This window comes from Mycetocola sp. Y171, from assembly GCF_056713165.1.
This window is the reverse complement of the sequence record NZ_JBWYGX010000002.1, coordinates 794,587-815,845: the sequence shown is the minus strand read 5'-3', so window position 1 is coordinate 815,845 and position 21,259 is coordinate 794,587. Positions and strand designations below refer to the sequence as shown.

Below are 21,259 nucleotides of genomic sequence, written 5' to 3'. Positions count from 1 at the left end.
ATGGTGGGCCCTACCGGGATCGAACCGATGACATCCACGGTGTAAACGTGGCGCTCTACCAGCTGAGCTAAAGGCCCTCACTGCGTGACGCAGCGAGTTCATGTTACACAGGTTCCCGAGCGGGCCGGAAACGAGCGGCGGGTCAGACGGGCTGGTGCTGCAGCCGCTCGACCGCAGCGCGGTACGCGGCGAGCGAGCGGACCTCACCCGGTGCCGTGATGAAGCTGGCCCGGATGATCCCGTCGGTGTCGATCAGGAAGGTCGCCCGGTTCGAGAAGCCCTTGTCCTGAAGGAAGACGCCGTACTCCTTGCTGACCTGACCGTGCGGCCAGAAATCGGCGAGGAGGGTGAAGTCGTAGCCCTCCTCCTCGGCCCATGCACGGAGGGTGAACTTGGAGTCGACGGAGATGCCGATCAACTCGATGTCCGCGTCCTGGAAGAGGGCGAGGTTGTCACGCAGCTCGCAGAGTTCGCTCGTGCACCTGCCGGAGAACGCGAGCGGGAAGAAGACCAGGGCGACAGCGCGTTTGCCGCGGAAACTGCCGAGCTGGACGAGCTCTCCGAACTGGTTCGGAAGCGCGAAGTCGGGGGCTCGAGTGTCATTCTCGAGGGCCATGGTGGAACATCCTTTCAGGCGGATCGCCTGGATACGGTGCGGCGGGATCTGCCGCACAATGCAGTTCCACATGCTAACCCCGCTGGCTCTGTGCTCCAAGGCGGCTGGCTGTGTCGCCCAACTCGCGCGCAAGTCGCTAGGCTGATCAGTGGTGCCCGCGCGGGTCATACCCTGACCCCCACTGACAATTTGCACCGTGAGAACCAGGCACGATCTGCCCATACAGAAAGGTCGACGGTGACTGTAAACGACCAGGACCCCTACTCGGTTGACAACTTCGACGCTGATCCCGAAGAGACCGCGGAGTGGCAGGAGTCACTTGACCAACTCGTAGCGACGCACGGTCACGGCCGCGCGCGCGAGATCATGCTGAGCCTGCTGAAACGCTCGCGTGAACTGCACCTCGGCGTGCCGATGGTGCCGACGACGGACTACATCAACACCATCGCCCCGGAGAACGAACCCGAGTTCCCCGGCAACGAAGAGATCGAACGCCGATACCGTGCGTGGATCCGCTGGAACGCCGCCGTCACTGTGCACCGCGGCCAGCGCCCCGGGATCGGTGTCGGAGGACACATCTCCACCTATGCGTCCTCAGCGGCGCTGTACGAGGTGGGCTTCAACCACTTCTTCCGCGGCCACGACCACCCGGGCGGCGGAGACCAGATCTTCATCCAGGGGCACGCCTCCCCCGGCACGTACGCGCGCGCCTTCCTCGAAGGCCGCCTCTCTACCGACCAGCTCGACGGGTTCCGCCAGGAGAAGTCGCACGCGCCGAACGGCATCTCGTCGTACCCGCACCCTCGTCTCATGCCGGATTTCTGGCAGTTCCCGACGGTGTCGATGGGACTCGGCCCGATCAACGCGATCTATCAGGCCCAGGTCAACCGCTACCTGACCAACCGTGGCATCAAGGACGCCTCAGACCAGCAGGTCTGGGCTTTCCTCGGCGACGGCGAGATGGACGAAGTCGAGAGCCGAGGACAGCTTCAGGTCGCTGCCAACGAAGGACTCGACAACCTCAACTTCGTCATCAACTGCAACCTCCAGCGCCTCGACGGCCCTGTGCGCGGCAACGGCAAGATCATCCAGGAACTGGAGAGCTTCTTCCGCGGTGCAGGGTGGAACGTCATCAAGGTCGTCTGGGGTCGCGAGTGGGATGACCTGCTCGCCCGCGACGACTCAGGCGCTCTGCTCAACCTGATGAACGCCACGCCCGACGGTGACTACCAGACCTACAAGGCCGAGAACGGCGCCTTCGTGCGCGAGCACTTCTTCGGGCGCGACGAGCGAACACTCAAACTCGTCGAGAACTACTCCGACGAGCAGATCTGGAACCTCAAGCGCGGTGGCCACGACTACCGCAAGGTGTACGCGGCGTTCAAGGCGGCATCCGAGCACAAGGGACAGCCGACGGTCATCCTCGCGAAGACGGTCAAGGGCTACGGCCTCGGCCCGTCATTCGAGGGTCGCAACGCGACCCACCAGATGAAGAAGATGACTCTCGACAACCTCAAGACGTTCCGCGACGAGATGCGCATCCCGTTCACGGACGCCCAGCTCGAAGAGAACCCGTACCTGCCGCCGTACTACCACCCGGGTGACCAGGACGAAGCGATCCAGTACCTGCACGAACGCCGCAAGGCGCTCGGCGGTTACGTTCCCGAGCGTCGGTCGAAGTACACGCAGCTCAACCTGCCTGACGACTCGACCTACGCGATCGCGAAGAAGGGTTCGGGCACGCAAGAGATCGCCACCACCATGGCGTTCGTCCGGCTGCTCAAGGACCTCATCCGCGCGAAGGACTTCGGCAACCGCATCGTCCCGATCATTCCCGACGAGGCACGCACCTTCGGCATCGACGCGTTCTTCCCGACCGCGAAGATCTACAACCCGAACGGCCAGCACTACACCTCGGTCGACCGCGAGCTTCTGCTCGCCTACAAGGAGAGCCCCCAGGGGCAGATCCTCCACGTCGGCATCAACGAGGCCGGCGGAGCTGCTGCGTTCACCAACGTCGGAACGTCGTACTCGACGCAGGGCGAACCGCTCATCCCGATCTACGTCTTCTACTCGATGTTCGGGTACCAGAGGACCGGCGACGCCTTCTGGGCTGCCGGAGACCAGATGACCCGTGGATTCATCATCGGAGCGACCGCAGGACGCACCACCCTCACCGGTGAAGGCCTCCAGCACGCGGACGGCCACTCGCCCCTCCTCGCTTCGACGAACCCCGCGACGGTCACCTACGACCCGGCATACGGCTACGAGATCGGGCACATCATGCGCTCGGGGCTCGAGCGGATGTATGGCGGCGAGCACGAAGACCCCAACGTGATGTACTACGTCACCGTCTACAACGAACCGATCGTCCAGCCGGCCGAACCGGAGAACCTCGACGTCGACGGCCTGATCAAGGGCATCTACAAGCTCAAAGACTCGGAAGCATCCGGTCCGAAGGCCCAGCTGCTCGCCTCAGGCGTCGCCGTGCCGTGGGCACTCGAAGCGCAGCACCTGCTCGAGCAGGACTGGGGAGTGTCGGCAGACGTCTGGTCGGTCACCTCGTGGACGGAACTGCGCCGCGACGGCATCAAGGCTGAAGAACACAACTTCCTCAACCCGGATGCCGAGAAGAAGGTCGCGTACGTCACCTCGAAGTTGCAGGACGCCAACGGTCCGTTCATCGCCGTCTCCGACTTCATGCATGCTGTGCCGGACCAGATCCGTCAGTTCGTGCCCGGTGACTTCGCAACCCTCGGTGCAGACGACTTCGGATTCTCCGACACCAGGGCTGCCGCGCGTCGCTACTTCAAGATCGACGGCCCGTCGATGGTCGTCCGTGCGCTCGAACTCCTCGCCGATCGCGGCGAGATCGACCGCTCGGTTCCCGCCCAGGCGATCGAGAAGTACAACCTGCACGACGTGAACTCGGGAACCACCGGCAACGCCGGTGGTGAGAGCTAGACCATCAGCTCCCCGCTCGTGCCGCGTTCGAAGAGTGAGACGCTCGCCTGGCTGCGCAGGCTGTCAGGCGAACTCGCGACAACAACACTGAAGCGACTCGAAGACACGCTGCCCTGGTATGCAGAAATGCCGCCAGGGCGGCGGTCGGCGGTCGGCCTCGTCGCCCAGGCGGGCATCACGTCGTTCATCGCATGGTTCGACGACCCCAAGTCGACGCCATGGATCGCCGCTGACGTCTTCGGCGCCGCTCCACGCGAACTGCTGCGCTCGGTGAGCCTGCAGCAGACTCTTCAGCTCATCCGCGTCACCGTGGAAGTGGTCGAGGACCGTCTGAAGGACGGCGGAGGTGAAGACCTCCGTGAGGGCATCCTGCTGTACTCGAGGGAAATCGCGTTCGCCGCTGCCGACGTCTACGCTCGCGCAGCTGAGGCCCGCGGTCTGTGGGATGCCCGACTTGAAGCCCTCGTCGTCGACTCCATCCTCTCCGGCGAGGCCGATGATGAGCTTCCGAGCCGGATCGCTGCCCTCGGCTGGCACGGCCACGGCGAGGTCGCGGTCCTCGTCGGTACGACACCGCCCCAACTCGATGTCGATCAATTGCGCCGCACAGCCAGGCACATGGCAGCCGACGTCCTCATCGGCGTCCAGGGCGGACGGCTCGTGCTCGTGATCGGTCGGGCCGAGACGTCGCACGGCGTCGACGACGAGGAGATCGGCACAGCGGCGTCGCTGAGTTTCGTCGAGATCGCCACCCAGCTCGAGCCGGGCTTCGGCTCCGGGTACCTCGTCCTCGGACATGCGGTCCCCACTCTCGTCGAGGCATCGAAGAGTGCGCGCGCAGCCCTCGCGGGATTCGCCGTCGCTCGAGCATGGCGGCACGCTCCGCGCCCGGTGCAGGCAGACGATCTGCTGCCCGAGCGCGCTCTCGCCGGTGACGCTCTCGCACGGACGACGCTGATCGAGCGGATTTACCGCCCTCTCCAGGCGCACTCCACCGAACTCGTCACCACCCTGTGGTGCTACCTCGACAACGGCCGTTCACTCGAAGCGACCGCTCGCGAATTGTTCGTGCACCCGAACACAGTCCGATACCGCCTCAAACGCGTGTCCGACGTCATCGGCTGGGATGCGACAGGCGCCAGAGAGGCGCTCATCCTCCAGGCCGCCCTGATCCTCGGCTCCATCGCCGAACCGGATGCCGTCAAACGGCGACGCTGATCGCATCCGTCGCGTGGCTATGTGTGACATGCACAAGCGATCCTGTCATTCTTGTGACATGTTCAACACACCTTCCGTGACGACGATTGGCAGACTGGTACGGTGATCGTTCTCGTCTGCCCTGGGCAGGGCTCCCAGACCCCCGGCTTCTTCGCTCCATGGCTCACCGACCCGTCGAACCAGGCGCTGATGGAACAGTACTCGGAGGCTGCAGGCCTCGACCTGATCCTGCACGGCACCGAATCGGACGCAGACACCATCAGGGACACCCGCGTCGCACAGCCGCTCATCGTTGCCGCCGGTCTGCTCACGCTGCGCGCGCTCTCCGCGAACGGGCCATTGTCCGCCGATGTCGGCATCGCCGGACACTCAGTCGGTGAGATCACCGCAGCAGTCGGTGCGGGCGTGCTCGACGAGCTTGCAGCGATGCGCTTCGTCGCCGCGCGTTCCACGGCGATGGCTGCGGCAGCGGCAACCACTCCGACCGGTATGAGCGCCGTGCTCGGTGGAGACACAGACGCGCTCCTCGCACGGCTCGATGAACTCGATCTCCAGCCGGCCAACTTCAACGGTGGCGGGCAGATCGTCGTCGCCGGGGCGCTCGACGCACTGGCCGAGCTCACTGCGGCTCCCCTGTCAGGCACCCGGGTGATCCCCCTCCAGGTCGCCGGCGCATTCCACACGCGCTACATGGAACCGGCCAGGGACGAACTTGCTTCGAACGCTCACGCGTTCCAGGCATCCGACCCCGTGCGCCCGCTGTGGACCAACGCCGACGGCAGCCTGGTCGACTCCGGCTCGCGGTTCGTCGAACTTCTCGTCGGACAGGTCGCCTCACCGGTCCGCTGGGACCTGGCCATGGAATCGATGCAGGCGGCAGGCGTGACCGGGATCGTCGAACTCGCCCCGGCCGGCGCACTCACCGGTCTCGCCAGGCGCGGCCTCAAGGGCACGCCAGCCGTCGCGATCAAATCCCCTGACGACATCCCCGCAGCCATGGCGCTGCTGGCTGTCTGACATCCCCATTTCACCCGAATCAGCACCAGACGAGAGAGACGCATGACCACACCCATTCTGCGGCAGTCCCAGGGACCGGCCTTCACCCGCATCCTCGGATTGGGAGCGGCTCGCGGGGACCTTTCCGTCCCCAATGAGGACCTGATCGGCCCCATCGACTCCTCGGATGAGTGGATCCGCCAGCGCACGGGAATCATCACCAGGACGCGCGCCAGCCAGGACGTTCTTGCTGTCGATCTGGCGACGGATGCCGCGAAGGAAGCCATCGCCGCGTCCGGCGTCGACGCGGCCCAGATCGATGCGGTCATCATCGCAACGATCAGCAACATCCAGCAGACACCGTCGATGGCCGCCGTCGTCGCGGATCGCGTCGGCTCGAACCCCGCCGCTGCATACGACCTCAACGCCGCGTGCGCCGGATACCCGTACGCCATCGCCCAGGCCGACGCACTGATCCGTTCAGGTGCAGCGAACTACGTACTCGTCATCGGCGCTGAGAAGCTCTCGGACGTCGTCGATCCTGCCGACCGTTCCATCTCCTTCCTCCTCGGTGACGGTGCAGGCGCTGCCGTCGTCGGTCCGAGCGATTTCGCGGGCATCTCGAAGACGGTGTGGGGCTCGGACGGCTCGAAGGCCGGAGCAGTCGGCATGAACGCGACACTTCAGGAGTACCGCAGGGGCGAAGCGCCCTGGCCGACTCTGCGCCAGGAAGGCCAGACCGTCTTCCGCTGGGCTGTCTGGGACATGGCCAAAGTCGCCAAGGAAGCCCTCGACGCTGCTGGGGTGACCTCGGACCAGCTCGCCGCATTCATCCCCCACCAGGCCAACATGCGGATCGTCGACGAGTTCGCCAAGCAGCTCAAACTGCCGGAGAGCGTCGTGATCGCCAGGGACATCGAGACGACAGGCAACACCTCTGCCGCCTCCATCCCCCTTGCAGCACACCGCCTTCTCACCGAACACCCCGAGCTGAGCGGCGGCCTCGCCCTGCAGATCGGCTTCGGAGCCGGTCTCGTCTTTGCCGCGCAGGTCGTCGTCCTGCCGTAGAACCCGCAATTCCGATGCGCCGCGCCGCATCAGCACCCCCATAGACTGTTCAACGGTCAATCGATACCCAAGGAGAAAAACAATGGCACTGTCCACCGAAGAAGTCCTCGCCGGCCTGGCGGAACTCGTCAACGACGAGACGGGCATCGCAGCCGACACCGTCGAGCTCGACAAGTCCTTCACCGACGACCTGGACATCGACTCGATCTCGATGATGACCATCGTCGTCAACGCAGAAGAGAAGTTCGACGTCAAGATCCCCGACGAAGAGGTCAAGAACCTGAAGACGGTCGGCGACGCCGTCGACTTCATCGTCAAGGCCCAGGCCTAAATCCGTTCCAGCGGTGCGCGGGAGACCAGGTCGAGCCTCGCCTGACCTCGTCTCCCGCCGCCGCGGACACGCCATTCCCCCTCGTATCGCTGACCACGCACCAGGAGAGTCCCACGCATGACCAAGAAGATCGTCGTCACAGGCATCGGCGCCAGTTCGCCCCTGGGAGGCACGGCCCGCGAATCATGGCAGGCACTCCTCGCCGGTGAATCCGGCATCCGCACCCTCGAATACGACTGGGTCGCCGAGCACAACCTTCCGGTCACGTTCGCCGGTGAAGCGAAAGTTCGTCCGTCAGAGGTTCTCGAGCGCGTCGAAGTGAAGCGACTCGACCCGTCCAGCCAGTTCGCCCTGGTCTCCGCCCGTGAAGCGTGGGCAGACGCAGGATCCCCCGACGTCGACCCCCTGCGGGTCGGTGTGGACTACTCGACCGGCATCGGTGGGCTGTGGACGCTCCTCGACGCCTGGGACACCCTCAAGGAGAAGGGCCCCCGCCGGGTTCTCCCGATGACGATCCCGATGCTCATGCCCAATGCCGCTTCGGCCGCGATCAGCATGGCCATCCCTTCCCGTGCCTACTCGCGCACCGACGTCTCTGCCTGTGCGTCGAGCACCGAGGCCATCGCGAATGCCTACGAGCACCTGCAGGCCGGACTCGCAGACGTCGTCATCGCGGGAGGAACCGAATCGGTCGTCCATCCGCTGCCGATCGCCTCGTTCGCAGCCATGCAGGCTCTGTCCCGCCGCAACGACTCGCCCGAGACGGCATCCCGGCCCTACGACGTGTCCCGTGACGGATTCGTCCTCGGTGAAGGTGCCGCCTCCCTGGTCCTCGAGACCGAGGAACACGCACTCGCCCGCGGCGCCCGCATCTACGCCGAGCTTGCCGGCGGTTCGGTCACCAGCGACTCCTACCACATCACCGCTCCGGACCCGGAGGGTTCGGCCGCCGCACGCGCGATGCTCGCCGCCGTCGAGCGTTCAGGTGCCAGCATCACCGATGTGATCCACGTGAACGCTCACGCCACAAGTACGCCGGTCGGCGACATCGCCGAATACAACGCGCTTCTTCGCGTCTTCGGCGACCACCTGCCGAACATCGCGGTTTCCGCGACGAAGGCAGCCACGGGCCATCTCCTCGGTGGCACCGGAGCGCTCGAGGCGATCTTCACGATCCTCGCCCTGCACGAACGCACCGCCCCGCCGACGATCAACCTCGCCGAGCAGGACCCGGCCATCCCGCTCGACGTCGTCACGTCTCCGCGCGACCTTGGTTCAGGTGACCTGCTCGCGATCAGCAACTCGTTCGGCTTCGGCGGTCACAACGCCGTCGTCGCATTCCGCAGCGTCTAGTCCCACGCACGACAGAACCCCCGACGAGCATTTTCGTCGGGGGTTCTTCTGTAGACAGGATCACGCTGTTTCAACGACGAACCGGCCGGGAAATCACCAACCGGAGCACCTGAGGCCACTGGCGCTCATCCTGCAGCTCTGTGAATCGAGGGTCAACCGACCTTGTGGAGCCAGACGACCGAGGAGTCGTCTGAGGCGTGCCTGAACGGTTCGAGTTCATCGTCCCAGGCCTGGCCGAGAGCGACGCGAAGTTCGCGCTGCAGTTCGGCGGCGTTCGACCCGGCGACCTCCATGGCGTAGCGGACGCGATCCTCCGGGATCACGATATTGCCTGCCGTATCGGTCTGGGCGAAGAAGATGCCAAGATCTGGCGTGTGCAGCCAGCGGCCGCCGTCGGATCCAGGAGTCGGATCCTCTGTCACCTCGAAACGCAGGTGTTCCCACCCGCGCAGCGATGACGCGAGAGCGGCTCCCATCCCCTGGTAGCCCTCCCAGTAGAACTCGGTGCGCTGGGCCCCTTTGAGGACCGGCTGGTCCTCCCAGGAGAAGTTCACAGCACGACCAAGAGCGCGCCCAGCTGCCCATTCGACATGCGGGCAGAGCGCGCGCGGAGAGGAGTGAACCAAAATCACCCCTCGTGCGACTGATGCCACCATGATCTCCTCCATTTCCTGTGGTACGTCTTCCCCAACGACCGTGGAAATGCTCAGAGCTGCAGCATCATATGAAATTGTCGGCACAACGCCGTTGCAGTCATTATGCCTTACGGCGCTGGCAAATCACAACGGTGTCATTCGACGCGCCGTCCGGCCCGCGCGGGCAGCAGGAGGTAGGCGCCCGCGAAGAAGCAGACAGCTCCGAGGAAAGTGCCCGAATTGACGATCGTCAGATTGAGGATCTCGTCGGTCGAGGGCAACGTCACGGAAGCGATCCCCGACAACATGAAGAAGACCGACCCCACATAGTTGAGCACAGCGATCCACCAATCGGGATCGTTCCTTCGAACTTCCCAGGGGCGTCCGCGCACGATCAGCCAGGCCAGGTGGCTCGCGATCAGGAATGCGACTGAACCGAAGACATCCGGAGCCCAGACCAGCCGGTTCACCTCCCCCACCGACAGGTTCGAAAGCAGAGCATCGGCGGTGCTCCTGTTGAAGAAGAGTGTCCCGGCCAGCTGAACGATCGTTGCCCACCACGCCAGTAGCTGCGGTTGCCACGCGATGAAGCGGAAGCGGCGCGCGGATCCTGCAGTGTCAGAATCGTTGATCACCTGGAGGAACTGGCTGTATGCCGCCGCGGTGAAGAAGACGGAGCCGATGAAGAAGGTGAGGCCGACGATGCGGGAGTCGACCAGCTGTGCGTACGGAGGGAACGAGCCCAGGGCGAAGACCGCAGATCCGACCATGAACAGGGCGGCCACCCGCCAGTCGAGCTCGCGAGGTCGCCACGACCCGTCCCGGCGCCATCGCATCGCGGTTTCCTCCGCCCGGACGGTCAGTGGCTGAAGCCCGGCTGCGGCGCAGGGTGTCCCGGCGGGAATGCTCGGAGATGATCGACGGCATGGCGCAGCGCGTCAAGCAGACCGTCCGCGAGGTCGAGGCCCAGGCCCTCCCGCACGACGATACGGAGCACAGCCACATCCGTGGCGTTCTCGGGCATCGTGTACGCGGGAACCTGCCAGCCACCTGTGCGCAGTTGCTCCGAGACGTGGAAGACGGTGAATGGCTGCGAATCCTTCATCCTGAACGCCAGGACAGGCATCGCCGATCCGTCACTGAAGACATCGAACGGCCCCATCTCCGCGATCGCGGTTGAGAGGTGCAGCGCGACGTCACGCAGCGACTCCATGATCCGGGTGTAGCCATCGCGACCGAGGCGCAGGAAGTTGTAATACTGCCCGATGATCTGGTTGCCGGCCTTCGAGAAGTTGAGAGTGAACGTCGGCATGTCGCCGCCGAGGTAGTTGACGTGGAAGACCAGGTCCTCAGGCAGATCGTCCTGCGATCGCCACACCACGAAGCCGATGCCCGGGTAGGTGAGCCCGTACTTGTGTCCCGAGACGTTGATCGACTTGACCTGCGGAAGACGGAAGTCCCATTCCAGTTCCGGATGCAGGAACGGTGCGACGAACCCCCCGCTGGCGGCATCGACGTGCACCGGAACGTCGAGGCCCCTGTCGGCGTTGAAAGCAACCACACGGTCGTGGATCTCCCTGATCGGCTCGAACTCACCGGTGAAGGTGGTGCCGAGGATCGGGATCACCCCGATCGTGTTTTCATCCACCTGCTCCATGACCTCGTCAGGGTCCACCACGAACCGGTCGTGGGTGACCGGAACGTATCGCGGCTCGACGTCCCAGTAACGGCAGAATTTCTCCCACACCACCTGCACGTTCGACCCCATCACCATGTTGGGTCGGTCCGTCGGCAAGCCGTCGGCCTCTCGGCGCTGGCGCCACCGCCATTTCATCGCAAGTCCGGCGAGCATCACGGCCTCACTCGATCCGATGGTGGACGTGCCGATCGCGTCACCCGTGTTCGGAGCGTTGAACAGGTCGGCGACGATGTTGACGCAACGCCGTTCGATCTCGGCTGTCTGCGGATACTCATCTTTGTCGATCATGTTCTTGTCGAACGACTCGGCCATCAGTCTTTCGGCCTCCGGCTCCATCCAGGTGGTGACGAATGTCGCGAGATTCAATCGGGAACTGCCGTCGAGGAGGAGCTCGTCGTGGATGAGGCGGTAGACCGCAGCCGGTTCACTCTCGAAGTCCGGCATCCGGTGTTTCGGTACCGGCGTCTGGCTGAATCGGGTCGCATATGCGGGGGTGAGAGCCCCGATATCGGGCCTGTTTTCGTGGATCATGACAAACACCTGGGCTTTCTCGTGCGGAAACGACGCGGTTTCGTGATGTGTACGCACGGGGCGGAGGGCCCGGACGGCGACCACGATCAGAGTGTGGCACGGGAGAGCGACGTGGGCTAGGGCTCTCGCGGGAACTCGTCCTTATCGGGCGATCGGCCGACCTCGTGACATATACCGGGTAGAATTTTCGCGAACTCACTTTGGAGGGCAGATGGCGGTCAAGGACGGCATCCTCGCGATCCTCTCGCTCGGCCCTGGCTACGGACTGGCGTTGCGTGACGAACTCGTGTCGAGAGCGCCGCACCGCGCGGAGCTCAACGTCGGCCAGGTCTACAGCACCCTCGATCGGCTGGGGCGTGCCGGCCTCGTCGCCGGAGGCAGCGTCACCGAGGACAACCTCCCGCTGTACACCATCACAGCGGATGGCCTGGCCACCGTCGGGCGATGGCTGGAGTTGCCCGTCGCCCCGGAGCCGCGGTTCTGGGCAGATCTGCTGGATCAAGTACTCATCGGTTCGAGCCTTCCTGGGACCGACTGGGCGGGGCTCCTCGATCGCCACGACGTCGCGTGGCGCGCGCTGCTGGCCGCGTCCGCCGATCCCGGTTCCTTCCCCGTGCGAGAGCAGGTCGCAGCGGCAGCTGACAGACACTGGGCACGAGCCGCGCTCGGCTGGCTCGAGGAGACGCGAGCGGCATTCGCCGTCAGTGATCCCGCCCTGCCGCTCAGAGGCATCCGCCCCCCACGCGGCAGACGCCCATCGGCCACGGCGTCTCAAGGGACTTGAGCAACTTTCCTGGCGACGATACGCTGCCCCGCATGGTCCACCTGTTCACCGTCGGGCACTCGACGCATCCGATCGACGACATCATCGGTCTGCAGAGCGCTCACGTCGTCACCGACGCGCTCGTGGAAGAACCGGTCTAGGCCATGGCCGCGCGCGGAGGCTCCAGACAGATCGTGAGTGTCGACGGACGCAAGATCAGCGTCACAAACCTCGACAAGGTGATGTACCCGGAGACGGGAACGACGAAAGCCGACGTCCTGCGCTACTACGCGGAGATCGCCGATGTGATGGTGCCGTACACGGCGAACCGGCCAGCCACCCGCAAACGATGGGTGCACGGTGTCGGCACCGCTGAGCACCCCGGCGAGGTGTTCTACCAGAAGAACCTCGACGAATCAGCGCCGCACTGGGTCTCCCGGCGATCGATCGAACACTCGGGCGGGCCCAACGAGTACCCCCTCGTGAACGACAGGGCCACCCTGACCTGGCTCGCGCAGATGTCGGCGCTCGAGATCCACGTTCCGCAGTGGCAGTTCGAACGGACAGGAGGGCGTCGCAAGCCCGACCGGCTGGTGCTCGACCTCGACCCGGGCGACGGTGTCGGCCTGGCCGAATGCGCCGAGGTGGCCAGGCTCGCCCGCGAGATCCTCACGGACATGGGGCTGGAACCGTTACCAGTGACGAGTGGCAGCAAAGGCATCCATCTCTACGCCCCACTCGACGGGACGTTGACGTCCGAGCAGGTCTCGGCCGTCGCCCACGAACTCGCCCGTGCGCTCGAGGCCGACAACCGCGACCTGGTCGTGAGCGACATGAAGAAGACGCTTCGCACCGGCAAGGTCCTGGTCGACTGGAGCCAGAACAACCAGGCCAAGACAACCATCGCACCGTATTCTCTCCGCGGACGGATGCGACCGATGGTCGCCGCACCCCGGACCTGGCGCGAACTGGCGTCGCCGTCACTCCGCCAGCTCGACTTCGAGGAGGTTCTCGACCGGGTCGGTGAACGCGGGGACCTGCTCGCCCCTCTCCTGTCGTCGCGCGATGCCGGACTCGAACCGACACCGAGCCACCAGGCCTCCTTCGAAGCGACCCCGGCCTCACTCGACCGGCTGGCGACCTACCGCAGCATGAGGGACGGCGCGAAGACTCCCGAGCCGGTTCCGGACGCCGTCGCTCCCCTGACGAGCGGCAACTCGTTCGTCATCCAGGAACACCACGCGAGGCGCCTGCACTACGACTTCCGCCTGCAATACGAGGGCGTCCTCGTCTCGTGGGCGGTCCCGAAGGGGCCGCCGCTCGATGGCTCGACGAATCATCTTGCGGTGCAGACCGAGGATCATCCACTCGAGTACGGCACTTTCGAAGGCATCATCCCGAAGGGTGAGTACGGCGCAGGCGAAGTGTCGATCTGGGATTCAGGCACATTCGAACTCGAGAAATGGCGCGAGGGCAAAGAGGTCATCGCAACACTCACCGGACAGCCCGATGGTGGACTCGGTGGAGTACCGCGCAAGTACGCCCTCATCCACACCAGCAGGCCCGGCGCAGAGAACAACTGGCTGATCCACCTCATGGACGGATCGAAGAAGAAGGCCGGGGCGCACCGCTCGTCGCGGCCGATGGCGCTGGCGGCGAATCTGGCGGACGACGTCGCGCCGATCACGAGGCCACTCCGCTCCCCCATGCTCGCGACCAACGGGACACCCTCAGACCTCGACGCGGATGAGGACTGGGCCTTCGAGATGAAGTGGGACGGATACCGCGCCGTGGCGTATCTGGACGGCGACGACGTCCGGCTGGTGAGCCGCAACGGCAAGGACCTGACAGCCACGTTCCCCGAACTGGTGAAACCCCTCCGCGCCGCCGTCAGCCCGACGTCGGCTGTGCTCGACGGCGAAATCGTCGCGCTGGATCGCAAGGGGCGGCCGAACTTCGGATTCCTGCAGTCCCGGGCGGGCCTGAGCGAGGACGAGTCCGCTGCCCGTTCGGCCACGATCGAGATGATGATCTTCGACCTGCTCGAACTCGACGGTCATGACATCACTGCGGACGACTACGACGTTCGACGTGCCGCGCTGGCCGCCAGCGTGACCCCGACCGGGCCGATCCAGGTTCCCGAGGAGTTCGACGGCGACATCGAGGCCGCACTCGCATCCAGCACCGCTCTGAACCTGGAGGGCGTCATCGCGAAGGTTCGCGACAGCCGATACGCGGAGGGCAGGCGGTCGCGCGCCTGGATCAAGCTCAAGCACCAGAGCACACAAGAGGTCGTCGTCGTCGGCTGGAGACCGGGGGCGGGCAGCGCGGCCGGTGGAATCGGATCGCTGGTGCTCGGTATCCCGGATGCCGCCGGCATCCGCTATGCAGGACGGGTGGGCACCGGCTTCTCCGATGCTGAACGGCGCGCGATGGTCACCCGGTTCCGTGGGATGGCCCGACAGACTCCGCCCGTGCACGACGCGCCCCGAGACGAGCTCCTGCACGTGCACTGGATCGAACCGGACCTCGTCGGTGAGGTGACCTTCATGGAGTGGACGAGCGCCGGCGCACTGCGTCACTCGTCGTGGCGCGGCTGGCGCACGGACAAGTCACCGGAAGAGGTCCGGGTCGAATGACCTCGGTCTCGTCAGAGACTCTCGAGCAGGCGCGCGCAGGCCGCTTCGCAACGCCGGCAGGCCTCGGCGCAGACCCGGCAATGGCTGTACGTCTCCGCCTGGAGCTCGCATTGGTCTGCGGAGAGGGCACAGGCAGCCCGGCAGGCGGCGAGCAGGGCACGGCGGAGATTCGCATCGTAGCCCGGGTGGCGTGACAACACCCTCGCGGTCGCCCCTGTGACGTCGGCGCAGTCGAGCCCGATGCGGATGCAATCGCTGAGGTCCGCGACTCTCTCCTCGCTCAGGCAGGCCTCCGCGCACGCCGTGCAGGCCTGGGAACACTGGAGGCAGGCCTCGATGCAATCGGCCAGGACAGCGCGGTCGTCACGGTCGAACGGGCGCGGGTCCGCTCGAAGAATGGATGTCGCGTAGCTCAACGCACTCACCTCCTGTGCCGGGTGTCTGGGTCGTGGTCGACACACTCTGAACAGTAGGGGTGACCCTGCCGAGCGTCCAGCCCTTCCGCAACGTCGCGCGGTGTGCACGCCGAACCGGGGTCCTGCTTTCTTTCGCTGGCGAAATCAGGCGTGAGTAGAGTGCCGGCCGCGTGGCATGGCAGCGTCACCGGAGTGGCTCCACAGGTTCCCGGTCAGGGTGAGGTGGATGACGCGGCCGATCGTCACGGCGGCAAGAAGGACCGCCATCAACCCGAACAGCCACCCGATGTATGAGAAAGCGAGTCCGAGCACGCCGAATTGGTCTGCGGACGAGGCAAGTACCCGCGGGAGGTACGCACGTCCGATCACGGTGGCCACGGCGAACCCCAGTCCTGCGAGAATCGATCCGGGCAAGAGTGCTCGCAGGCTGACGCTTCGGTTGATCACGATCCATGATGCGGTCCACCACAACACGCACCAGATCGCTGCTTCGATGACCAGCTCGAGCGCCGACAGCGTGTCCGTGCCTCGCACGACGTAGCGGGTCGTGACCACAAGAACGAATCCGATCACGATCGCGACGATTGCGACGACCCAGCGCCACGCAAAACGAATCCCTGCCTTCGGCGTTCGCCAGATCCTGCGGAAGCAACGCTCGAGCGCGCGTGCGAATGCGGTTGCGGCGATGAAGAGCAGCAACACGCCGACGACCTGGGTGAGCGTCACGCCATCCGGCTTCTCGGGCATCGACTGTTGTAGCAGCTCCGCGGTCTGATCATCGAGGCCGAGGCTCTCGGCGAACATCGCGTCTGCTTCGGGGTTCAGGCTCCCTCTCAAGGAGCCGCCGACGATGAGGATGGGAAGGATCGACGTGAACGCCTGTGCGGCGAGAGTCATGGCCCTGTCGAACAGTTCGAGGTTGCGAACGTCTCGGAGCGCGCGCAACACGAAACGCCCCGCCGCAGCATGAGACATCGCCCGCACCAATCGGTTGACCGGCATCTGGGTCGCCATCACGCCACCTCGATTCGCAACGGGAGCGGGAGCGCCGCGCAGCACTCCGGGTACCCACTCTCGCCATGACGCGGATGCCCCCGCATCATGCGAACTACGTGAATACGGCACCGACCTTCACTCGAGTGCGGAAGGAGAGATCGTGCATGTCATGCTGGGGTCATGCCCTTCGGTACCGCGTACAACTTCACCGGAGAGCCTTCGATCGACGGCCCAAGTCCCACCGGTTACCGCCTGACCACGCGGTCCCGGGTGATCGGAACCGGCCGGGACCGTTTCGAGTCGGCAGCGACTGCCGTCCGGCGATGGCGCGTCCACTACGGATCCGGGTTCCACCCGGTCGACGTGCCCGAGCGTGTTGCCGTCGGCGCGACCTCGGTCTGGGTGATCCCATTCGGCCCCCTGCGCCCGCGCGTGGCCTGCCGCGTCTTCGCGGTGGTCGACGAACCGAGACGGTCCGGCTTCGGCCACGGGGCTCTCGTCGGGCATCCGCAGAGCGGATGGGAGAGCTACACGGTGTCGATCGACGACACCGATGTCGTTCGCCTCCACATCCGGGTCGTGTGGCGCCCTGCCGCGTGGTGGATGCGGGCCTCCGGGCCGTTCGGGCGCCTGGCCCTGGACCTGATCCTTCGGAGGAATCTGCGGGCGCTGGATTCTTATCGGTGACGGATGTCTGGCATCCGTGTCCGAGGATGGCGGCCTGTCGGGCGCTGATGCTTAGCTAGGGTCATGTCACCGAATGCCCCTCTCGGCTACGACCCAGGTTTTCTCGCCGTTCCCGTCCCGCTCCCGATCGCAGACCGGGACGTCGTCCGGCTCGACTACGTGCACTTCAGCGTGCTCCTGGACGCCCGTCGTCGACTGGCGGCGGCGACCGCCGTCAACATCGACGGGCCGTCCCTGGTGGACCTCGGGCGCGGTGATGACTGGCACCTCGACCCGCGGGTCGCAGATGACGAACAGGCAGGACCCGAGTTATACCGCGCCAACGACCTCGACCGCGGCCATCTCGTTCGGCGCCGTGACCCGGTGTGGGGACCGAGCGACGTGGCCGCAAGGGCAAACACCGACACCTTTGCGTACACCAACGCCGCGCCACAGGCGGCGGAGTTCAACCAGTCCAAGGAGTTGTGGCTCGGACTCGAGGACTACCTCATCGGCTACGCGGCTGAGACCGACCAGAAGCTCACCGTGTTCACCGGTCCGGTTCTCGCCGACGACGACCCGGTCTACAGGGGCGTAGGCATTCCGCAGGCGTTCTGGAAAATCGCGGCCTGGACCGTTCCCGGCCCGCACGGACCGGAACTAGCCGCAACCGGGTATCTGCTGGATCAGCGTCCCCAGTTGGACGAGATCGATCTCACCGAGGCCAGGCTTCGGGCCTCGTCGACGGATGCCCCGCCTCCGCTCGGACCGTATCGCACGTTCCAGGTCCCGATCCGTGACATTGCAGACCTCACGGGCCTCGAGGTCGGGCCTCTGCTTTCTGCTGACCGCCTCGAGGCGGTTCAGGGCATCCGTCCCCCGTCGACCGGCTGGGTCCGCCTCGAGTCGTTCGGTGACGTCCGCGTCTGATCGAACGGGTCCTCGCGGCCGCATCCCCGTTGTCAGCGACGACAGGTCGGAGTAGCTTTTCTTGCACAGGCGCCATCGGCGTCACCGGCCGGCACGATCGAGCCGGCCGCGCGTCAGGCGCCCCTCGTCGAGGGAGGCCGAGATGCCACGTCCGTTCAGGTGCCGGCTGAGGATCCACAAGTGGGTCGTCAAACAACTCTCTCCGGACGCTCCGCCGTATGTCGCGTGCGCATACTGCGATGCACTGCGCGACAATCGCCCGGAGAACATGCAGAAGTCGCCTAACATGTACCTCCGCCTCGGCCGCGATCATCGGTGATGACGATGAATCGGCCACTGCGGTGCCGGCTGATGATCCACAGGTGGGTCGTCAAACAGGAGGCATCGGACTCCCCGAAATATGTCGGCTGCGCCCGGTGCGACGCGATCAAGATGGTGGATTCCCGGCCGGAGGCGATCCTCGGCGAGGGCGCGGGAAAAATGCTCCTCTTCGACGACGACCCGCACGACAACAACAGGTGACGCGACCACAGCACCCGGCGAGATGGCAGTTTCGCACCCAAGACCCGTGAACGTGCGTGTTTTGGGTACAGATGTGCCATCTCGCTTGCCGCGCGCTGTCTGGGGGTGGACGTAGCGTTGCAGAATGACTTCGTGCACGATCGAGCTGGACTCTGGCGCCCCCTGTGGCGCGGACGTCGAACCGGGTGCTCCGCTGAGCCTGTGCCCGCACCATCTCCTTGTCGCCTACGACTGGGCGTCACGGGATCTCGGGGTCACAGACGTCCTTCCGAGTCCGTGCCTTGCCTGCGGCTCGCGCCTGGGGGTGCGGTACCCGGCCGGCTGGCTGTGCGCTGTCTGCGAATGGAAAGTCGGCGACATCCCAGACGGAGACGCGTTCCTCAACCGTGTGGATGTCGTCTACTACCTCCGATTCCGGGACCGGATCAAGATCGGGACGACCGCCAACCCACGCCAGCGGCTCGCGAGCATCCGTCATGACGAGCTCCTGGCCTTTGAACGTGGGAACCGGCTGACCGAGCAGAAACGGCACGCGCAGTTCGCCGCGCACCGGTTCGACCGCACCGAGTGGTTCGACGCTCACGATGACATCATCGCCCACGTGGATGTGCTGCGGGCGGGCATCGACGATCCGTGGGCCCGGTACGCCCTGTGGCTCAGCCAGCAGGCTGCACTGCACGGTTGACAGTGTTGCGTGGGCTCAGGGAGCGTCCGATCCCTGTCCGATGCTCAGCCACGAGTCCGAACTCTCACCCGGTGAACGGGAACGGCCGGACTCCGAACCCCGGGTGCTCCTCATCGTCTGCAACTGGCGTTCGACATCGGCATCCGTCGCGAGTGCCGCCAATTGACGCTCGAGGTCGGCGTCGGGGGCTTCGGTGAGGTCACGCAGCGCACCGCTGGACAGCAACTCATCGGTCGCGGCCGCGCGCGCACGCATCTGTGCAACCCGGTCACGCGCTCGCTCGAGACTGTTGCTGACATCGTCCATCTGGGAACCGATGCCGCCCAGCGTCTCGTTCACCTTCACCTGCGCCTGGGATGCTGTGTATGTGGCCTTGATCGTCTCTTTCTCGATCCGGAACGCGACGACGCGCTCGGCGAGATGACGCTCCTTGTCTTGCAACCCTGCTGTCTGCTTCTGCAATGCGACGTACTGAGTGCGGAGGGTGGCCACCTGCCCTTCCAGGAAGACACGTCGCTCCAGCGCGGCGCGGGCGAGATCCTCGCGGCCCAGATCCATTGCCTCCTGGGCCTGACCTGCCAGACGGCTATGGCGGGCGCCCATCTCCTGCCCTTGCAACTCGATCCGCTTCTTCGCGGTCGCGACCTCGGCGAGTCCCTGCCTCACCTGTTGCAGCATGTTCACCAGCTGGTCGTAGCTGTCGTCGAGCAATTCACGCGGATCCTCCAGCTTGTCGATCCCTCGGGACGTCTTGCTGCGCAAGATGCTTCGAATCCGTGATGTGTTGCTCATGCTCGCTCCCAGGTCATTCCTTGGTGAAGGGTTCCGTCAACGGCCACCGGTCGGCATCGGAGATCGCATCCCGCCCGTTGAGGTCGTGCAGTTCCTGCATGCCGGCGCGCACCGCCGTCACCTCCCTGTCGACGTCGGATCGCAGCGCCGTGAGGCTGTCATCGGAGAGGCCTCCGAGTCCGGAACCGACAACCGAGCGCAGCCGGCGTACGAGGTGCGTCACCTCGTCGACACGATGGCGAGCCGCTGGGAGCATCTCGGCGAGTACCGCCTCGTCGTTCTCACTCTCCAGAAGCCGCAACTGTGACTCCAACCGACCGCCTTCACCGGTGACTCGGCGAAACAGCTGCGGGAGCTCACCACGTGGGCCCTCGCTGCGCACCGCGAGGTCGATCGCTGCCTGTCCGCTATCGAGAGCGTCCTTCAGTCGCATCCGCAGTTTCAGTACCTCGCGTCGTGACCCATGGCTGAGTTGGGCGCGAACACGCAACGTGCTGCCGGAGATGTTGAGATTGCGGCGGATTCTTCGGTACAGGGAGCGGGCCGCGACGAACACCGCGGCCCAGGCCCCGACGACAACCGACGCAAGAGCGAGGAGCAGCCATCCGAGGTCGTTCACGAGAACCACCACGAAGGTGTGAGAGGGCGGATGAGCGTGCCGGCGCAGTATCGCATGGTCATCGACCCAACCAGGGTTGCCTCGTGATGTTCATCGGCTTGCCTTCATCGTGCAGCTTCGTGGTGCGACAGCGCCACACCTGTCACCGGTAACGCTACCCTCCTCGGCGCTCTTCATCTAGAGTGCGATGCATCAGCGCTTGCACGCTGTCGACGTCGGAGAATACCGTCTGAGCGCGCGCCATTCACCAGCCCGCTTCAGCGGGTCCGGTAGCGGGCGTAGACCAGTCCGCTGGCGAAGGCACGTTCCTCGACCAGGTCGAGATCGAGGCGCACACCATCCGGGAAGAATCGTTTGCCCCCACCCACCACGCTGGTGGTGATGAACAGGTGATATTCGTCGACCAGACCGGCCCTGATCGCCTGCGCAGCGAGGTTCGGTCCGTCGACGGTGAGGTCGTGTTCAGACTCGGCCTTGAGCTTGCGTACCGCGTCGGGATCGAAGGTCCGCTCGATCCTGGTCTTCGCGCTGGACACCGATTCAAGCGTCGTCGAGTAGACGACCTTCTCCGCGGCCTGCCAGTCGCGAGCGTACTGCAGAATGTGCGGGGGCAGATCGGGCTCGGCATCGGCGGTCTCCCAATAGACCATCGTCTCGTACATCCGGCGGCCATAGAGGTACGTGCCGACCGGCCGGAACAGGTCGCCGATGAAGGAATGCACCTCCTGATCGTCGGCCCCGGTACCGAGATCTCCGTCCGCAGCCTCTGCGAACCCGTCGAGCGAGGTGATCATTGAGTAGATGAGCTTGGCCATGGGTC

Annotated in this window: 21 protein-coding genes and 1 tRNA gene; 12 read left to right on the top strand and 10 right to left on the bottom strand. The window is 65.2% G+C overall.

Annotated features, from left to right (window positions below; all coding sequences use genetic code 11):
* Window position 1: 1 nt before the first annotated feature.
* Together AC1M2K_RS13605 and AC1M2K_RS13600 are read right to left on the bottom strand one after the other, a co-directional pair.
* Window positions 2-77: transfer RNA gene (locus AC1M2K_RS13605), tRNA-Val, on the bottom strand.
* A 65-nt stretch (window positions 78-142) separates the two neighbouring features.
* Entirely contained in the window at window positions 143-616 is a 474-nt protein-coding gene (locus tag AC1M2K_RS13600) for a peroxiredoxin (RefSeq protein WP_480241378.1), read from the bottom strand.
* A gap of 237 nt (window positions 617-853) precedes the next feature.
* Between AC1M2K_RS13600 and aceE the strand changes: the two genes are divergently transcribed.
* From aceE to AC1M2K_RS13570, 6 genes are all read left to right on the top strand, one after another.
* Window positions 854-3,580: a pyruvate dehydrogenase (acetyl-transferring), homodimeric type gene (gene aceE / locus AC1M2K_RS13595; RefSeq protein WP_480241377.1), complete on the top strand. Its 2,727-nt coding sequence runs from the start codon at window positions 854-856 to the stop codon at window positions 3,578-3,580.
* A gap of 18 nt (window positions 3,581-3,598) precedes the next feature.
* Window positions 3,599-4,798 carry a PucR family transcriptional regulator gene (locus tag AC1M2K_RS13590; RefSeq protein WP_480236620.1) on the top strand — a complete coding sequence of 400 codons (1,200 nt, stop codon included), beginning with the start codon at window positions 3,599-3,601 and terminating at the stop codon, window positions 4,796-4,798.
* Window positions 4,799-4,900: 102 nt separating this feature from the next.
* Window positions 4,901-5,815, top strand: a complete 915-nt coding sequence (locus tag AC1M2K_RS13585; protein ID WP_480241376.1) for an ACP S-malonyltransferase — start codon at window positions 4,901-4,903, stop codon at window positions 5,813-5,815.
* 42 nt (window positions 5,816-5,857) lie between these two features.
* Window positions 5,858-6,862 (top strand): beta-ketoacyl-ACP synthase III, encoded by a 1,005-nt coding sequence (locus AC1M2K_RS13580; protein WP_480241375.1) that lies wholly within the window; start codon window positions 5,858-5,860, stop codon window positions 6,860-6,862.
* Window positions 6,863-6,944: 82 nt separating this feature from the next.
* Window positions 6,945-7,193 carry an acyl carrier protein gene (locus AC1M2K_RS13575; RefSeq protein WP_090711896.1) on the top strand — a complete coding sequence of 83 codons (249 nt, stop codon included), beginning with the start codon at window positions 6,945-6,947 and terminating at the stop codon, window positions 7,191-7,193.
* 117 nt (window positions 7,194-7,310) lie between these two features.
* The gene (locus AC1M2K_RS13570) at window positions 7,311-8,546 is read left to right on the top strand and encodes a beta-ketoacyl-[acyl-carrier-protein] synthase family protein (protein ID WP_480236623.1); all 1,236 of its coding nucleotides are present in this window, start codon (window positions 7,311-7,313) and stop codon (window positions 8,544-8,546) included.
* Between the two features lie 152 nt (window positions 8,547-8,698).
* Here the strand turns inward: AC1M2K_RS13570 and AC1M2K_RS13565 are convergent, their stop codons facing one another.
* The 3 genes from AC1M2K_RS13565 to gad all read right to left on the bottom strand — a co-directional run bounded on the left by AC1M2K_RS13565 (window position 8,699) and on the right by gad (window position 11,411).
* Entirely contained in the window at window positions 8,699-9,202 is a 504-nt protein-coding gene (locus tag AC1M2K_RS13565) for a DUF3145 domain-containing protein (protein ID WP_480241374.1), read from the bottom strand.
* 134 nt (window positions 9,203-9,336) lie between these two features.
* The gene (locus AC1M2K_RS13560) at window positions 9,337-10,017 is read right to left on the bottom strand and encodes a hypothetical protein (protein WP_480241373.1); all 681 of its coding nucleotides are present in this window, start codon (window positions 10,015-10,017) and stop codon (window positions 9,337-9,339) included.
* Between the two features lie 23 nt (window positions 10,018-10,040).
* On the bottom strand, window positions 10,041-11,411 hold the full coding sequence (gene gad / locus AC1M2K_RS13555) for a glutamate decarboxylase (RefSeq protein WP_480241372.1): 1,371 nt from the start codon (window positions 11,409-11,411) through the stop codon (window positions 10,041-10,043).
* A gap of 211 nt (window positions 11,412-11,622) precedes the next feature.
* Between gad and AC1M2K_RS13550 the strand changes: the two genes are divergently transcribed.
* Window positions 11,623-12,195 carry a PadR family transcriptional regulator gene (locus AC1M2K_RS13550; RefSeq protein ID WP_480241371.1) on the top strand — a complete coding sequence of 191 codons (573 nt, stop codon included), beginning with the start codon at window positions 11,623-11,625 and terminating at the stop codon, window positions 12,193-12,195.
* A gap of 143 nt (window positions 12,196-12,338) precedes the next feature.
* Window positions 12,339-14,813 carry an ATP-dependent DNA ligase gene (locus tag AC1M2K_RS13545; RefSeq protein WP_480241370.1) on the top strand — a complete coding sequence of 825 codons (2,475 nt, stop codon included), beginning with the start codon at window positions 12,339-12,341 and terminating at the stop codon, window positions 14,811-14,813.
* A gap of 11 nt (window positions 14,814-14,824) precedes the next feature.
* On the opposite strand, the gene AC1M2K_RS13540 is transcribed toward AC1M2K_RS13545, so the two are convergent.
* Both AC1M2K_RS13540 and AC1M2K_RS13535 read right to left on the bottom strand, forming a co-directional pair.
* On the bottom strand, window positions 14,825-15,238 hold the full coding sequence (locus AC1M2K_RS13540) for a four-helix bundle copper-binding protein (RefSeq protein ID WP_480241369.1): 414 nt from the start codon (window positions 15,236-15,238) through the stop codon (window positions 14,825-14,827).
* Between the two features lie 135 nt (window positions 15,239-15,373).
* The gene (locus AC1M2K_RS13535) at window positions 15,374-16,204 is read right to left on the bottom strand and encodes a YhjD/YihY/BrkB family envelope integrity protein (RefSeq protein WP_480241368.1); all 831 of its coding nucleotides are present in this window, start codon (window positions 16,202-16,204) and stop codon (window positions 15,374-15,376) included.
* A 201-nt stretch (window positions 16,205-16,405) separates the two neighbouring features.
* On the opposite strand from AC1M2K_RS13535, the gene AC1M2K_RS13530 reads away from it, so the two are divergent.
* The 4 genes from AC1M2K_RS13530 to AC1M2K_RS13515 all read left to right on the top strand — a co-directional run bounded on the left by AC1M2K_RS13530 (window position 16,406) and on the right by AC1M2K_RS13515 (window position 19,028).
* On the top strand, window positions 16,406-16,912 hold the full coding sequence (locus tag AC1M2K_RS13530; RefSeq protein WP_480241367.1) for a DUF1990 family protein: 507 nt from the start codon (window positions 16,406-16,408) through the stop codon (window positions 16,910-16,912).
* A gap of 63 nt (window positions 16,913-16,975) precedes the next feature.
* The gene (locus tag AC1M2K_RS13525) at window positions 16,976-17,821 is read left to right on the top strand and encodes a DNA/RNA non-specific endonuclease (RefSeq protein ID WP_480241366.1); all 846 of its coding nucleotides are present in this window, start codon (window positions 16,976-16,978) and stop codon (window positions 17,819-17,821) included.
* Window positions 17,822-18,172: 351 nt separating this feature from the next.
* Complete coding sequence (locus tag AC1M2K_RS13520; RefSeq protein ID WP_480241365.1) at window positions 18,173-18,343, top strand: hypothetical protein; 171 nt, start codon at window positions 18,173-18,175, stop codon at window positions 18,341-18,343.
* 124 nt (window positions 18,344-18,467) lie between these two features.
* Window positions 18,468-19,028 carry a GIY-YIG nuclease family protein gene (locus AC1M2K_RS13515; protein ID WP_480236634.1) on the top strand — a complete coding sequence of 187 codons (561 nt, stop codon included), beginning with the start codon at window positions 18,468-18,470 and terminating at the stop codon, window positions 19,026-19,028.
* 15 nt (window positions 19,029-19,043) lie between these two features.
* On the opposite strand, the gene AC1M2K_RS13510 is transcribed toward AC1M2K_RS13515, so the two are convergent.
* The 3 genes from AC1M2K_RS13510 to AC1M2K_RS13500 all read right to left on the bottom strand — a co-directional run bounded on the left by AC1M2K_RS13510 (window position 19,044) and on the right by AC1M2K_RS13500 (window position 21,254).
* A complete protein-coding gene (locus AC1M2K_RS13510) occupies window positions 19,044-19,820 on the bottom strand; it encodes a PspA/IM30 family protein (RefSeq protein WP_480236635.1) in 777 nt (258 codons plus the stop codon).
* Window positions 19,821-19,833: 13 nt separating this feature from the next.
* Window positions 19,834-20,439, bottom strand: a complete 606-nt coding sequence (locus tag AC1M2K_RS13505) for a hypothetical protein (RefSeq protein ID WP_480241364.1) — start codon at window positions 20,437-20,439, stop codon at window positions 19,834-19,836.
* Window positions 20,440-20,696: 257 nt separating this feature from the next.
* The gene (locus AC1M2K_RS13500; protein WP_480236637.1) at window positions 20,697-21,254 is read right to left on the bottom strand and encodes a dihydrofolate reductase family protein; all 558 of its coding nucleotides are present in this window, start codon (window positions 21,252-21,254) and stop codon (window positions 20,697-20,699) included.
* Between the last annotated feature and the right edge of the window lie 5 nt (window positions 21,255-21,259).